This window comes from Ventrimonas sp., from assembly GCF_048380235.1.
In the GTDB taxonomy this organism is placed as follows: domain Bacteria; phylum Bacillota; class Clostridia; order Lachnospirales; family Lachnospiraceae; genus Brotaphodocola.
On record NZ_DBFCCJ010000041.1, the window covers coordinates 15,686 to 29,702 of the forward strand.

A 14,017-nucleotide genomic window follows, 5' to 3' on the forward strand; every position below is an offset into this window, starting at 1 on the left:
TGGGTGCTTTTTTATGCTGGAACTGGAAAAGCGGAACATACACAGGAACCGTCTGAAGAGCCAGACGGGAACGCAGGTGACCCTGGATGATGATTTTATCGTTCCGGATACCATGGATGATATCAGTGAGGTGATCCTGGATTCCGGACTGATCCAGCTGGAGCCGGTGAAGGTGCAGAGGGAGCGGATCACGGTGCGTGGAAAGCTGGAATTCCATGTGCTTTACCGGACAGAAGAAGGCGGACTGCAGACACTGGGTGGAGCAATCCCGTTCGAGGAAGGTATCAATGTGCCGGAACTGGAGGAAAAGGACTATGTCAGTGTGGGCTGGCAGCTGGATGATCTGGATACTGAGATGATTCATTCGCGCAAACTGGGGGTCCGGGCCATTGTGACGCTGGAGGTGAAGGCAGAAAGCCTGTATGACACAGAGGCCGCCGTGGATGTGAGAGACAGCGGGGCTGCTGACGGAGAAATTCATCTTCAGGTGAAGAAGAGGCAGATTCCCACAGCAGCGATTGCTCTTCGCAGAAAGGATACCTACCGATTAAAAGAGGATGTTACCCTGCCCGGCAGTAAACCGGCTATTGAACGTATGCTGTGGACTGAGATGAGTCTGGCCGGCTGTCTCGCGAAGCCGCTGGATGGTCAGATCCATCTGGAGGGAACCCTGATGGTATTTGTTCTTTACGAGGGCGGCGGAGACGGACAGGTGCAGTGGGTGGAGGAAAACATTCCGTTTTCCGGAGAAGTTAAGATGCAGGGAGCAGAGGCAGAGATGATACCGGCAATCGGCATGAAGCTGGTTCACCGGGAAATAGAGGAAAAACCGGATTATGACGGGGAACTGCGGGAACTTTCTGTTGACGCTGTGATCGAGCTGGATGTACGTCTCTACGAGGAGCAGGAACTGGAGCTATTGCAGGATCTCTATGCCACGAACCGGGAAATCGTGCCGGAAACCGCAGATGCAGTATTTGACCGGATCCTGACCCGAAACTTTGGAAAATGCAAGGTTGCGGAAAAGGTAAATCTGGAAACAGATCCCAGGGTCCTGCAAATCTGTCACAGCGGCGGAAGTGTGAAGCTGGACGGAGTGGAGAGCAGAGAGGAAATTCTGGCCCTGGACGGAGTTCTGGAGGTGAAGCTTTTGTACCTGACGGATGATGATGCGCGCCCGGTACAGGCAGTGACCCGGCTGGTTCCGTTTCATTATGAGGCAGAGGTGCCCGGAATCCGTGAGGACAGCAGCTGGTATCTGGAGCCTGGGCTGGAACAGCTGACTGCGGTTATGGCCGGAGGCGGACAGGCGGAGCTGCGTGGAGTGATCGCGTTTGATCTGTTGGTTTTGCAGTCTGAGCCGGGGCAGGTGATCCGGCAGGTACAGGTCCTGCCGGCAGATACGGAAAAGATGAAGGCCATGCCGGGAATCGTGGGATACTTTGTGCAGCCGCAGGATAGCCTGTGGGATGTGGCAAAGCACTTTCATACCACAGAGGACTCCATTCTGGCCTCCAACGAGCTGCCCGGCGGAGAAATCAAAGCAGGAGACTGCCTGATCCTGGTAAAGGAAATTGGATGAGTTTCCGGAAAAATAAAAAAACGGACAGACACAAAAGAAAACAGACCGGCGTAGGATATACTATGAAACATAGCTGATCCATGCAGATAGCGGCGAGTCAGCCAGAAACCGGGGTATCGCATCAGGCCGGTGCTTTTCATAGATCAGGGAAACCTGGGCGGCGCATGCTGTACTTGCAAGCAGCAGGCACCGCCTACATAGCGTTTTGTGGTGGGAACCGGAGCGTTGCGCGGCAGCGTTTCTTATGATAGGATGATAGGGAACGTGTGAACGGCTGATCCCGGAAAACCCGGAGAAGCCGGAAAAGAGGCATAACATGACAGAGGAAAATTATACATATATCCTGGAATGTGCGGACGGAACCCTCTACTGCGGATGGACAAACCATCTGCAGGAACGGGTTGCAGCCCACAATGCGGGGAAGGGTGCCAGGTATACAAAAAGCCGCAGGCCTGTGGTACTGAAGTATTATGAAACCTTCAGTACAAAGCAGGAGGCCATGCGGCGGGAATGGGCGGTCAAACAGCTAAGCCGGAAGGAAAAGCTGGAGCTGATCGAGGCGTTTACGCAACAAATGCGTACATCATGATGTAATGGCAGAGACTTCCACCCATTACGAACAGATGAAAGATTTCGTGAGAACCGAAATAGCGGTGCTTCTGGTTAAAGATCGGCAGCTTCATGGCATAGATCACGCCGCCTGCGGTATAAATGATACCGCCGGCCAGAAGCCAGCCAAAGGCCTGCCGCGGAAGTGCCGCGATGATCTTTCCAAAGGCAAGTACGCAGACCCAGCCCATGGCAATGTAGACCATGGAGGAAAACCACTTGGGACAGGTGATCCACAAAGCGTTGATGAGGATGCCTGCAGCAGCAATGCCCCATACCAGTGCCAGCATGATCCAGCCGGTGCGGTCTCCCAGAACCAGCATGCAGACTGGCGTGTAGGTTCCTGCAATCAGAATAAAGATCATCATGTGATCCACCTTGCGCAGCATGCGGTTGATCTTCGGTGAAATATCCAGTGTATGGTAAATGGTGCTGGCTGCATAGAGCAGGATCATGCTGATAATAAATATGGAAAGAGCCAGTACATGGGATTTGTCCGGTTCTGCGGCAGCCTTGATGATGAGCGGGGAAGCGGCGCACAGAGCCAGGATCATGGCGATAAAATGAGTCAGGGCACTGCCCGGATCTTTGATTTTCAGAGTCATGATGATTCCTCCTTTCGGAAATGTGATGAGCAAAAGGATACATGTAGTTTTGAAAACTACATTAAGCTGTTTTATATACTATACAGCGGTGCGGCAAAAAATGCAATAGATTTTCCTGAAAAACTTTGAAATTCAAACTAGTTGCCAAAATGCAGGCAAAAATCCCATTGCCGAAGGCAATTTTCAATGGATTTTTGCTCGTAACTGTGAGGGTACTGAACAGTTACGGATATTGTTAAAAAGGAGAGGAAACAGAAGAATGCTGAATATACTATATGAAGATGAAGCGGTGCTGGTGGTGTGGAAACCGGTGGGCATGGAGTCCCAGTCCGGCCACGGTTTTGACGCGGACATGGTCAGTGAGATCCGCCGGTATTTATCCACAGGAAAACCAGTGGATAATCACAAGCTGTCCACAAAATCTGTGGAACCTTATGTGGGAGTTATCCACAGACTGGATAAGCCGGTGAGTGGTGTTATGGTGTATGCCAAAACGAAAAATGCCGCAGCTGCGCTGAGTAAGCAGGTAGCAGAAGGGAAAATGCACAAGAAATACCTTGCTGTACTCTGTGGAAAACCTGTGGATAATGTGGAAAAGTATGTGGATTATCTGTTGAAAGATGAAAAGGAAAATACATCACGAATTGTGGATATGGGGATAAAAGGTGGAAAACGTGCAGAACTCATCTGCCGCGTGCTTGAGTCAAAGACGGTGGAGCCCTATGGGGAACTGACCCTTGCAGAGATTGAGCTTCTGACCGGCCGCCATCACCAGATCCGGGTGCAGATGTCCGGCCACGGGCTGCCGCTCTGGGGAGATAACCGCTACAATCCGGCATTTTGTCAGGGAGACCAGGCGGCAGGATCCATCGCTGCTGACAGTGCAGATTCTCCGGCAGGCGGTTTTGGCCGCAGACGTGCCCTGTCCGGCCGCAGGAGCGCCGCACAGGCCGGTACTGACCGCATAGCGGCCCGCCGTCCGCGTGCGCATCGTGCCGACATCGCGCTTGCAGCGTATGAACTCCGTTTTACTCATCCGGTCACCGGAAAGATCATGACCTTCCGGCAGAATCCGTCCGGCGGTATCTTCCGCAAGTTTGCGATCGGACAGGAGCATGTATAAATCCGTAAAGGATGGACAGACTAGAAAATGTACAAAGGAAGTACAAATCAAAAAGCGGGTGGATCCATGGGGAAACCGGCGGAGCACAAAAGATAATCCATTTACATATCTGCGATAATGTCGTATACTGATACTGCTTCGTTTAAACAAGCCTGCAGCGTGGATTCATGCGCTGAGCTGGATTAACGGAAAGAAAATGGAGGCAGGAACATGACATTTACCTATCCAGCGGTAATCACACCGCATAAAGACGATGATGGTTTCCATATCGTATTCCCGGACCTGGAGCTCTGTGAAGGAGACGGCCCGGATCTGGAGGATGCTCTGGATGACGCAAGAGAAGCAGCTTATAACTGGCTGATGGTGGAACTGGAAGAGGGAGGAGAATTCCCGGCACAGAGCCATGAGGAGGATATTGAGGTTCCGGAGGGCGGTTTCGTCCGCAGGATCATCGTGCGCATCAAGCTTCTTCCGGACAGTGACTGATACGTCTGGAGACAAGGACCAGGCTGTTTGCGGCAGCCTGGGTTGCCGAAGCAACTACGCCTCGGCATAAGAATGTGCCAGGGCACATTCTTTGTCACGAAAACGAATGATAAGGAGGAGTTGGATCATGAGATACACTGTAAAACCGCACAATGTGTGCGCAGCCTCTCTGTCTTTTGACTTAGATGGTGATGTTGTCAGAAACGTAGAATTTACCAGAGGCTGTGATGGCAATTTAAAGGCAATCAGTAAACTGGTAGACGGCATGACCGTAGACCAGATCTACAATACGCTGCATGGCAATACATGCGGTTTTAAGGATACATCCTGCGCAGACCAGCTGGCCCAGGCTGTGCGCAAATGTTACGATGAGAGCCGGAAATAGGCTGAAGGGGCTTAGCTCATCTTGTCTGCCAGGCGCAGAAATTCCTGCATTTCCCTGGTGACCCATTTATCCTTGTGGTAGAAAATCTGCCGCCAGGTCTGCATCTGGAAGCCGCGGACATTTAAGGCAGTCAGCTGCTTTTGCTGTAATTCCCGCTGGACCGTGAATTTCGGAAGAAATGAGATCCCGGTATTTTTCAATAGCATATGGATGATGAATTCTGTACTGCCGATTTCCAGAAACGGCTTTACGGAACGATTTATGGATGCCAGATACTGTTCAAGCATATGACGGTAGCTGGCATCTTTTTCTGTCAGGAAAAACGGAAAGCGCAGAACCTCATCAAGCTCCAGTTCACGCTTTGCCAGGGCCAGCTCATGGTCCGGGGAGGCCACAAAGATATTTTCTTCCGGTTCCTCCAGGGTCTTGCACCAGCGGTTGTTATAGATCCTCCGGTCCAGAAGATACACGATATCGATGGTGTTTTCGTTCATCCGGTCGAGCAGTACTCCGGGAGAATCCGTTACGATGCTGATGGTGACCTCCGGGTGCAGCCGGTGGTATTCGGCCAGAAGATCCGGGAAAATGGAAGCGCAGATGGACTCGATGGTGCCGAGGCAGAGCTTGCCGCTTAGCGTGGAAGGATCGGAAACTGCGTTTTTTGCCTGCTCCAGATCGTTGCGGATGGAGACGGCGTACTGATAGAATACCTGTCCCTGATGCGTCAGGGAAATCTGTTTTCCGATCCGGTCAAAAAGATGGACACCAAGCTCCTGCTCCAGCTGCTTGATCTGAATGGTGACGGCGGCCTGGGAGTATCCCAGATGTCTGGCTGCCTTGGAAAAGCTCTGATATTGTGCAACCTGCAGAAAGGTGCTGATCTCGCGAAATTCCATAGGAAATCTCCTTAGATAATTAAAAAATTTTAAACGATGTGATAAAAACTTTAAATTTTACATTAATGTAACTATATGGTACGATAAATTTATCAATAAGGCAAGCCACAATGATAAAGCAGGTCGGACATACCTGATCAATATGTGCCGTCTGTCAGAAATGCAGAAAAAGGGGAAAATCAGAATGGAGAAGAAAGATCCACGTTATCAGGCATATATTCAGATTCTGAAAGAGGAATTGATTCCGGCTATGGGATGTACCGAACCGATCGCGCTGGCCTATGCAGCAGCAGTAGCAAGAAAAACTCTCGGCGAGATGCCGGATAAGGTAGTCGTAGAAGCCAGCGGCAGCATTATCAAGAACGTAAAATCTGTAATCGTACCGAATACCGGTCATTTAAAGGGTATCAATGCAGCAGCGGCAGCAGGCATTGTGGCCGGTGACCCGGACAAGAAGTTAGAGGTTATTGCCACGGTAAGCCAGGAGCAGATCCGTCAGATGAAGCAGTTCATGGAAGAGGTTCCGATCCAGGTAGTGCACATGGAGGACGGCTGTACCTTTGATATCATTGTGACAGTATTTAGCGGCAAGTCCTACGCAAAGGTACGTATCGCAAACTTCCACACCAACATTGTTCTGATCGAGAAGAATGGAGAGGTTTTAAAGAGCGAGGCAGTTTCCGATGACAGTGAGGAAGGTCTGACCGATCGCACTCTGCTTGACATGGAGCATATCTGGGATTTTGCAATGACAGCAGATATTGACGATGTCAAAGCCCTTCTGGACCAGCAGGTAGCTTTTAACGTAGCTATTGCGGAAGAGGGTATCAAGAATGATTACGGCGCAAACATCGGTAAAGTGCTCCTTGATATGGACGGCAACAATGTACGTGTCCGTGCAAAGGCAATGGCAGCAGCAGGCTCTGATGCCCGCATGAATGGCTGTGAGATGCCGGTTGTGATCAACTCCGGAAGCGGAAACCAGGGTATCACCACCTCTGTACCGGTCGTTGTATATGCAAAAGAGCTTGGTGTCAGCGAGGAGAATCGTTATCGCGCACTGATCCTGTCAAACCTGACAACCATTCACGTAAAGACACCGATCGGCCGTCTGTCTGCTTACTGTGGAGCAGTAGGAGCAGGTGCCGGAGCAGGTGCCGGAATCGCATATCTGTGCGGCGGCGGCCTGAAGGAAGTAGAGCACACTGTAGTCAATGCCCTGGCAATCGTATCCGGCATTGTATGTGATGGCGCTAAGGCATCCTGCGCAGCCAAGATCGCGGCAGCAGTCGATGCCGGCATCCTCGGCTACAACATGTATATCCGCGGCCAGCAGTTCCGCGGCGGAGACGGTATTGTATCCAAGGGCGTAGAGAATACCTTACGGAATGTCGGACGTCTCGGAAAAGACGGTATGAAAGAAACCAACGAAGAGATCATCAAGATTATGATCGAAGCATAATTCGGGACAGAACCTGAAACAGGATAAAACCCTCTGCATCTGGTAACTTTTTGATGCAGAGGGTTTCTTTTTTTATTTTACATAGTATTGCGTGAAAAGTCAGACAGGATGTGATAATATAAAATTATAGATTTATGTAGCGTCAGAAATCCTGACTGTTTCAGTAAAGGAAGAATGTTGATGAAAAAAAGAAAAGGAAGAATTGCGCAGCTGCTGGTCATGAGCGTGATAACCCTGGCTATGGCACTGAGTATATACCGAAATCCGGAACATGAAAGTCTGGTTGTGCTTCTGCTTCTCTGGTGTTATTTTGGCTGGAATCTCTGGACCACCCAACAGCTTGCAAAAAGCCGTTCGGAGGCGGTGGTGGAACTGGAACGCAGTACGGTGCTGATCCGCTGCGTGACAGAGCTTTCTTCTCATGAAGACATGGATCGGGCAATCAATAACCTTCTGAAAATCGTGACGGAGTATTTTGAGGGAGACCGGTCCTATATCGTTAAGGTGGATTATGAGAACCAGCTGGTTCACAATACATATGAGTATGCCGCACCCGGGATCACAAAAGAAATTGACAATCTTCAGCAGGTGCCGCTTCAGGTTGTTCAGTCCTGGCTTGATATGTTTCAGAAGCAGGGTATGTTTTATATATCTGATCTGGACCGTGAAAAGAAAAAGGAGGCCAAGACCTATGATATTCTGAAAGCACAGAATATCAACAGTCTGATCGCGGTTCCATTTAAAAAAGACGGTACGGTGATAGGATTTTTTGGTGTAGACAATCCAAGGAAATACTACCGGGATTTTCAGCTCCTTTCTTCCATTCAGTTCTTTCTCATGAACCGTCTGGAGATGAAGGACCGCCAGGAACAGCTTCAGTATTTAAGCTACCGCGATCTGCTGACGAATCTGTATAACCGTAACTATTACATTCGCCTGCTGGAAAAATCCCGGGGCAGATGCTTTAAAAATATCGGAGTGGTTTATATTGATTTAAATGGTTTAAAGCAGATCAACGATGAGCAGGGGCATGAAGCAGGTGATTCCTTTATCCGTCGGGCAGCCCAGCAGATCGTGGCAGTTTTCCCGGAGCATACCTACCGGATCGGCGGGGATGAATTTGTGGTGATTTATCCAGACATTCTGCAGCAGCAGTTTGAATTCCTGATAAACCAGCTTCGCTTGAATGCCAGACAGCATCATGTCAGTATTTCCTGCGGTTCGGTCTGGAGAACAGAATGCATGGCTCTGGATGAGATGCTGAAGGAAGCCGACGAAAAAATGTATGAGGACAAAAAGAAATTTTATGAAAAAAGAGAACATGACCGGAGACGCGATATCCGGAGAAGCGAGTATATGTAAAGAACAGGTTATCCGGACCACCGGACGCAATAACTGCGGCGGACGCTGTGTGATCTGCGTACACATGAAAGCTGGAAAAATCGATCATCTGAGTACGGAGCACCCATGCGATGCACCTGAGGAAGAGATTCCGCTCACAGCCTGCGTGCGCGGTCTGAATTACCATAAGACCTTTCTGGGCGAGGACCGGCTGCGTTATCCTATGAAGCGGGTGGGGAAGCGCGGTGAAGGCAGATTTGAGCGTATCAGCTGGGAAGAAGCGGTAGATATCATTGCCTCCGAGTGGATCCGTATTCGCGATACTTACGGACCGGGAGCACGCTATGTTAATTATGCAACGGGCATCAGTGCCTTGAATCGCGGCAATAGCCTGGCGAAGCGCCTTCTGAATCTGGACGGAGGATTTCTTGATTATTACAATTCCTACAGCTCAGCCTGTATTCGGCAGGCAACTCCTCTCATGTATGGCACCAACGAGACGGGGCAGAACCCGGAGGACTGGCTGAATGCGAATTTCATTATCCTCTGGGGCCATAATCCGGAAGAAACAAAGTTTGACAGCGTTACCATGAACGTACTTCTGCGCGCAAAGAAGAAGGGCATTCCCATTGTCGTTGTTGATCCGAGAAAGAATGACACGGTGGTACGCTTGGAGGCAGAGTGGATTCCTGTGCGCCCTGCCACCGACAGTGCCATGATGGATGCCATGGCATGGGTCATTGTGGAAGAAAACCTGCAGGATCAGGAATTTCTGAACCGCTGCTGTATTGGCTTTGATAAGGAGCATATGCCGGATGGAGTGGACCCGTCAGAGTGTTATCTCTCTTATCTGTACGGTGAAAAGGACGGCGTGGAGAAAACGCCGGAATGGGCAGAAACGATCACCGGAGTACCGGCAGACACCATCCGAAGTCTGGCAAGGCGTTATGCCCTGGCAAAGCCGGCTGCCCTCATTCAGGGATACGGACCGCAGCGCAATGCTAATGGAGAACAGAGCACCCGGGGCGGCATTCTGCTTGCCTGTATGACCGGAAATGTGGGAATTTCCGGCGGCTGGGCCAGCGGAACCGCAGACTGGATGGAACATAAAAAACCATCCTGGCCGAAGCAGGTGAATCATTACAACCGTCAGATCCCGGTTTACCTCTGGACCGAGGCCGTGCTGCATGGCCATACCATGAACCAGCAAGATGGGGTACAGTGGATTGACGGACCGGAAGAACCGGTTACGCTGGAAAGTGATATCAAGATGATCCTCAATCTGGCGGGCAACACACTCATCAACCAGCATGGAGATATCAACCGTACGGCAGAGATCCTGCGGGATGAAAGCAAATGTGAGTTCATTGTAGTCAGTGATCTGTTTATGACGGCCAGCGCGAAATATGCCGATATCCTGCTTCCGGGAATTTCCATGTTTGAATGCGAAAACATTACCATGCCCTGGAAATATGGCAATTTCCTTGGCTTCAACAATAAGGTGATCGAGCCTTTGTATGAGGGAAGATTTGAGTATGACTGGCTCGCTGAGGTTGCGGATCGCCTTGGGTTAAAAGAACAGTTTACCTGCGGCCGTACCTCGTCAGAGTGGCTGGAATATTTATATGAAGAATTGAGAAAGACAGAAACAGAACTGCCGGATTATGAAGCCTTTAAAAAGCAGGCGCTGTTCCGCTATCAGAAGCAGCCGGTCCAGCCTGCTTTTGCAGAAGAACGCCGTGATCCGCAAGCACATCCGTTTCCGACAAAGAGTGGAAAAATAGAGATTTTCTCTGAGAAAGTATACAGGACAGAATTTAAAGAATTTGTGCCGGCCATCCCACGGTATGTGCCGCCGGTAGAGGGACCGCAGGATCCTCTGACAGAGAAATATCCGCTGCAGCTGACCGGCTGGCATACCAAACGGCGTTGCCACAGCATCCATGACAACAACCAGGCCATGCATAAGATCGATCCTCAGATGCTGTGGATGAATCCGGTCGATGCCGCAGCCCGGAACCTGCAGGACGGAGACCTGGCAGAGGTGTTCAATGACCGCGGCCGGATCCGCATGCCGGTGCGCGTCACCGACCGGATCATGCCGGGGGTGACCGCCATCTCCCAGGGCGCCTGGTACCGGCCGGACGAAAACGGAACCGACACAGCCGGTTCCATCAACGTGCTGACATCCCTGCACCCGACCCCTTACGCCCGGGGCAACGGGCAGCATACGAACCTTGTGGAGGTGACCCGGGAAGAATCCAGAAAATAAAATAGATTTCAAAACAAGAGGCTGACGCCAAGCGCCAGCCTCTTGTTTTGAAATCTATGGAGTATATTAAATGGCATAGAGGTCTTTGCTATGGTCCTCGCCGTAGATGCCCCATTTCTCAATGGCTACAGTCAGTTCCTTGCAGTCTTTTGCCTTTTCACGCAGTGGGATACCATTCATCACGGCATCGATGGCATTGCGGAATGCAATCGCACCGGCTCTCGGCCCCATCGGATGAGCGTGGATACCTGCACCAACACCAAGGAGAACATCCGGACCGCAGTCATCAACGAACTTCGGAACCAGTCCCGGAACTACGCCGCCGCCCACGAATGGAAGCATCGGCTTTAAATCATAGAATTTTGCCTTGGAAGCGTTGATGTTGGTGATGTAGTTATCAAAGGTATTATCAAATTTTCCGTACGGAGGCTGGGTCAGATAAATATCAGCACCGCTGAGACGGACAAGCTTGTTGACTACCTTGGAGCTTATGCCCTGGTACGGGGAACAAGTAAAGGCACCGTTGAAGCAGGAGTGAGCCAGAATCGGAACGGTGATCTCCGGATCCTCAGCCAGCATGCGGACTGCGCTGTAGCCAGTACCGTGAATGTCTACCATGATCAGGTTGCCACCGTTGTTGATGACGGTCATGGCATTCTCTTTCAGACGGCAGACTTCATCGGTGATGTTGCAGGCGTACATGGTATTCTCACCTTTAATGGCTTTCGCGCGCTCAACGGCATCCATGTTTCTCTTTACACGTTCAGCCAGGCTGTTAAATTTCCGGTTTCCGCCGATCAGCTCGTCATCCTTGATGATGTCAACACCACCGGCTGCAGCCTCAAAGAACAGCTTTTCGCCAACCTCTGGAGTATAACCGGTACAAGGCTTGATCATGTTGTTTAACAGTGGTCTGTCGTAAACATTTAAAATCTTGCGGATTCCATCGATACCGAATTTCGGTCCCTGGAATGCATCGGTGAATTTCTTCGGGAAGTCAATATCCAGCAGCTTCAGATACGGCATGGACATGATATTGCCGCAGATAGAACCGATCAGCAGTGGGATATTGTTTTCAATATTATCAACCGGATAGCCGATGCGAATCACGTAAAAGCGAAGGCCGTCCGGAGCCACATCCAGATTTACATTAGTCTGATTTTCATAGTTCGGTACTTCATATACACCGATAATCTTGGATGCGTATTTCGCACGCATTTCATCCGTCTCAGCCGGTACGTCCACCCAGGAACCGGTAGTCTGCTCAATACCGATACTGACAGCCTTTAAGATTGCGCCTTCTTCTTTTGCCGCACCAATCAGGTAGGTGGCTACGCATAAGTCATTCAGGTCACATCCCTCATATAAAGGGTTCAGCAGGGTGTTGTAGAATCTGTTCTGTTTAATCATAAGATACCTCCATGTGTGATATATTTAATTTTTTGTGTTCCTGTTTTGTTTCTGTAGCTCCAATATACGGGGTATGAAAAATAATTACAACTCTGAAAATAATTTCATATTCGGCCTGTGAGAGGCGGGTACTGGAAAAAATTTCAATATTGAAATTATTAACATATCTGATAACATGAAACTATGAGAAAATATACAACATGATGGGATGTTTTTCTGAAAGTAGAAAAATATAGATAAATTGTTATATATATATCAGAAAAGGAGCACGGAAAGTATGCATATTGACAAGTTTGACCAGTCTACGTTCCTGGTTTTGAAAGCGGCATACCTCTATTACATTTCAGAAAAACCGCAGAATCAGATTGCGGAAGAACTGGGAATCTCGATTACGACTGTATCGAGATTGCTCAAACGTGCCAAGGAAGAAAAAATTATCGAATTTGTAATTCGCGATCCTTTTGTGGAATGTATCGAGGTAGAGCGCCAGCTAAAAGAGCTTCTTGGGATTAAAGAAGTGATCATTGCACCGGCTGTGAGTATGGAAGGCGTGGATCATCCGGAGGACCCGGAAAATGTGAAGAAACTGGTGGCTCTGGAAGCAGCGCGGTATTTGCAGAGGATCATCAAAAAGGGTGACGTGATCGGATTTACCTGGGGCAGCACGATTTACCAGATGATCAATTACCTGAATCCGGCTCAGAAGGTAGAGGCAGATTTTGTCACGCTGCATGGCAGCCTTGCGAGCAGTGTGGCAGAGTGGGATGTAAGAACCTTGGTAACCCGCTCAGCGAAGGCATTTTCCGGAAAGAAACATATTCTGCTTACCGATACTCTCATGAGTTCATCAAAAATTACAGGGCTATTGAAAAATGAAAAAAGCATTGCGCAGGTTTATTCCATGTTTGATCGGGTGAATATTGCTATTAATGGAATCGGAGCCTTCTATCCAGAAACAACAACGGTTTTAGCCCGGCCGGAATATCTGCCGCCAGAGGATTTGAAGGAGCTGCGCAAATGCGGAGTTGTGGGGGATGTTGTGGTGAGATTCTTAGACATCAATGGAAATGAATGTAATACAAGCTTAAAAGACCGGACAGTTTCCATTGAACTGGAGCAGTTTAAAAAGATTCCGAGAAAGATCACACTTGCTTCCGGAGTTGAGAAGGCCTATGCGATTATGGCGGCGGTGAAAGGAGGGCTGATAGATACGCTGATCATCGATAGCAGGCTGGGAACAGAGCTGATTGATATCTGGAAAACGCATCAGGGTACTTCGGATTGAGAAGGTAAAGAACATAAGGAGGGGATAACATGAAAGTTGCAATTGGATGCGACCCAAACGCATCAGAACACAAGAAGGTATTAAAAAAGTTGGTAGAGGATCTGGGACATGAGTGCGTAGATTTTGGAAGTGAGGATCCGATCTATGCCAATACAGCCATTCGTCTGGCAGAGGCCGTGGCAGCGGGGGAATGTGACCGGGGAATCCTAATCTGCGGAACTGGAATCGGAGTCTGCATTGCAGCCAATAAGGTAAAAGGCGCTTATGCAGCGGAGGTGAATAATATTTACCAGGCAGAGCGGGCCCAACTCAGCAACTGTGCCAATATCATTACCATTGGTGCGCAGGTGACGGGAATTGAACTGGCGAAGTGCCTGGTACGGGAATACCTGAAGAATACCTTTGATCCGCAGTCCAGATCGAAAGTAAAAGTACAGCGGATCTATGATTATGAAACTCAAAAAGTGTGACAGCAATATAACAAAGTAACAGAAGTTAGTAAATATGAATAGTATGAAAATATTTTCAAACTATTCATAAAAAGAAGGACATTATATAATC

The 14,017-nt window shown here is 49.4% G+C and carries 13 protein-coding genes; 10 read left to right on the top strand and 3 right to left on the bottom strand.

Annotated elements, in window-relative coordinates; all coding sequences use genetic code 11:
• The first annotated feature begins 13 nt into the window (after positions 1-13).
• Together ACMP1L_RS07265 and ACMP1L_RS07270 are read left to right on the top strand one after the other, a co-directional pair.
• The gene (locus tag ACMP1L_RS07265; protein WP_418452489.1) at positions 14-1,582 is read left to right on the top strand and encodes a DUF3794 and LysM peptidoglycan-binding domain-containing protein; all 1,569 of its coding nucleotides are present in this window, start codon (positions 14-16) and stop codon (positions 1,580-1,582) included.
• A 316-nt stretch (positions 1,583-1,898) separates the two neighbouring features.
• Positions 1,899-2,171, top strand: coding sequence for a GIY-YIG nuclease family protein (locus ACMP1L_RS07270; RefSeq protein WP_373245618.1), 273 nt, complete (start codon positions 1,899-1,901; stop codon positions 2,169-2,171).
• Here the strand turns inward: ACMP1L_RS07270 and trhA are convergent.
• Positions 2,146-2,796 (bottom strand): PAQR family membrane homeostasis protein TrhA, encoded by a 651-nt coding sequence (trhA, locus tag ACMP1L_RS07275; RefSeq protein ID WP_418452491.1) that lies wholly within the window; start codon positions 2,794-2,796, stop codon positions 2,146-2,148. The two genes, ACMP1L_RS07270 and trhA, sit on opposite strands and share 26 nt — an antisense overlap.
• 259 nt (positions 2,797-3,055) lie before the next feature.
• Here trhA and ACMP1L_RS07280 point away from each other — a divergent pair, with 259 nt between their 5' ends.
• From ACMP1L_RS07280 to ACMP1L_RS07290, 3 genes are all read left to right on the top strand, one after another.
• Positions 3,056-3,919 carry an RluA family pseudouridine synthase gene (locus ACMP1L_RS07280; RefSeq protein ID WP_418452493.1) on the top strand — a complete coding sequence of 288 codons (864 nt, stop codon included), beginning with the start codon at positions 3,056-3,058 and terminating at the stop codon, positions 3,917-3,919.
• 210 nt (positions 3,920-4,129) lie between these two features.
• Positions 4,130-4,405, top strand: a complete 276-nt coding sequence (locus ACMP1L_RS07285; protein WP_118732857.1) for a type II toxin-antitoxin system HicB family antitoxin — start codon at positions 4,130-4,132, stop codon at positions 4,403-4,405.
• 127 nt (positions 4,406-4,532) lie between these two features.
• Entirely contained in the window at positions 4,533-4,790 is a 258-nt protein-coding gene (locus ACMP1L_RS07290) for a TIGR03905 family TSCPD domain-containing protein (protein WP_373245616.1), read from the top strand.
• A gap of 11 nt (positions 4,791-4,801) precedes the next feature.
• Here ACMP1L_RS07290 and ACMP1L_RS07295 read toward each other — a convergent pair whose 3' ends face one another.
• Positions 4,802-5,686 (bottom strand): LysR family transcriptional regulator, encoded by an 885-nt coding sequence (locus ACMP1L_RS07295; protein WP_418452495.1) that lies wholly within the window; start codon positions 5,684-5,686, stop codon positions 4,802-4,804.
• Positions 5,687-5,870: 184 nt separating this feature from the next.
• On the opposite strand from ACMP1L_RS07295, the gene ACMP1L_RS07300 reads away from it, so the two are divergent.
• The 3 genes from ACMP1L_RS07300 (at position 5,871) to ACMP1L_RS07310 (ending at position 10,761) form a co-directional block, all read left to right on the top strand.
• The gene (locus tag ACMP1L_RS07300; RefSeq protein WP_475544526.1) at positions 5,871-7,148 is read left to right on the top strand and encodes an L-cysteine desulfidase family protein; all 1,278 of its coding nucleotides are present in this window, start codon (positions 5,871-5,873) and stop codon (positions 7,146-7,148) included.
• Positions 7,149-7,328: 180 nt separating this feature from the next.
• The gene (locus ACMP1L_RS07305; RefSeq protein WP_177303683.1) at positions 7,329-8,510 is read left to right on the top strand and encodes a sensor domain-containing diguanylate cyclase; all 1,182 of its coding nucleotides are present in this window, start codon (positions 7,329-7,331) and stop codon (positions 8,508-8,510) included.
• On the top strand, positions 8,455-10,761 hold the full coding sequence (locus ACMP1L_RS07310) for a DMSO/selenate family reductase complex A subunit (protein WP_418452496.1): 2,307 nt from the start codon (positions 8,455-8,457) through the stop codon (positions 10,759-10,761). Before ACMP1L_RS07305 ends, ACMP1L_RS07310 begins: the two co-directional genes overlap by 56 nt.
• Before the next feature lie 66 nt (positions 10,762-10,827).
• On the opposite strand, the gene ACMP1L_RS07315 is transcribed toward ACMP1L_RS07310, so the two are convergent.
• The gene (locus ACMP1L_RS07315) at positions 10,828-12,171 is read right to left on the bottom strand and encodes a RuBisCO large subunit C-terminal-like domain-containing protein (protein ID WP_118732862.1); all 1,344 of its coding nucleotides are present in this window, start codon (positions 12,169-12,171) and stop codon (positions 10,828-10,830) included.
• 277 nt (positions 12,172-12,448) lie between these two features.
• Here ACMP1L_RS07315 and ACMP1L_RS07320 point away from each other — a divergent pair, with 277 nt between their 5' ends.
• Both ACMP1L_RS07320 and ACMP1L_RS07325 read left to right on the top strand, forming a co-directional pair.
• The gene (locus ACMP1L_RS07320) at positions 12,449-13,456 is read left to right on the top strand and encodes a sugar-binding transcriptional regulator (protein WP_118732863.1); all 1,008 of its coding nucleotides are present in this window, start codon (positions 12,449-12,451) and stop codon (positions 13,454-13,456) included.
• 29 nt (positions 13,457-13,485) lie between these two features.
• Positions 13,486-13,926 carry an RpiB/LacA/LacB family sugar-phosphate isomerase gene (locus tag ACMP1L_RS07325; RefSeq protein WP_118732864.1) on the top strand — a complete coding sequence of 147 codons (441 nt, stop codon included), beginning with the start codon at positions 13,486-13,488 and terminating at the stop codon, positions 13,924-13,926.
• The last annotated feature ends 91 nt before the right edge of the window (positions 13,927-14,017 follow it).

Coding starts and splice junctions, on each gene's coding strand:
- ACMP1L_RS07315 (WP_118732862.1), bottom strand. CDS start 12,171: ATGATTAAACAGAACAGATTCTACAACACCCTGCTGAACCCTTTATAT.
- ACMP1L_RS07285 (WP_118732857.1), top strand. CDS start 4,130: ATGACATTTACCTATCCAGCGGTAATCACACCGCATAAAGACGATGAT.
- ACMP1L_RS07290 (WP_373245616.1), top strand. CDS start 4,533: ATGAGATACACTGTAAAACCGCACAATGTGTGCGCAGCCTCTCTGTCT.
- ACMP1L_RS07325 (WP_118732864.1), top strand. CDS start 13,486: ATGAAAGTTGCAATTGGATGCGACCCAAACGCATCAGAACACAAGAAG.
- ACMP1L_RS07270 (WP_373245618.1), top strand. CDS start 1,899: ATGACAGAGGAAAATTATACATATATCCTGGAATGTGCGGACGGAACC.
- ACMP1L_RS07280 (WP_418452493.1), top strand. CDS start 3,056: ATGCTGAATATACTATATGAAGATGAAGCGGTGCTGGTGGTGTGGAAA.
- ACMP1L_RS07265 (WP_418452489.1), top strand. CDS start 14: ATGCTGGAACTGGAAAAGCGGAACATACACAGGAACCGTCTGAAGAGC.
- ACMP1L_RS07300 (WP_475544526.1), top strand. CDS start 5,871: ATGGAGAAGAAAGATCCACGTTATCAGGCATATATTCAGATTCTGAAA.
- ACMP1L_RS07295 (WP_418452495.1), bottom strand. CDS start 5,686: ATGGAATTTCGCGAGATCAGCACCTTTCTGCAGGTTGCACAATATCAG.
- trhA (WP_418452491.1), bottom strand. CDS start 2,796: ATGACTCTGAAAATCAAAGATCCGGGCAGTGCCCTGACTCATTTTATC.
- ACMP1L_RS07305 (WP_177303683.1), top strand. CDS start 7,329: ATGAAAAAAAGAAAAGGAAGAATTGCGCAGCTGCTGGTCATGAGCGTG.
- ACMP1L_RS07310 (WP_418452496.1), top strand. CDS start 8,455: ATGAAAAAAGAGAACATGACCGGAGACGCGATATCCGGAGAAGCGAGT.
- ACMP1L_RS07320 (WP_118732863.1), top strand. CDS start 12,449: ATGCATATTGACAAGTTTGACCAGTCTACGTTCCTGGTTTTGAAAGCG.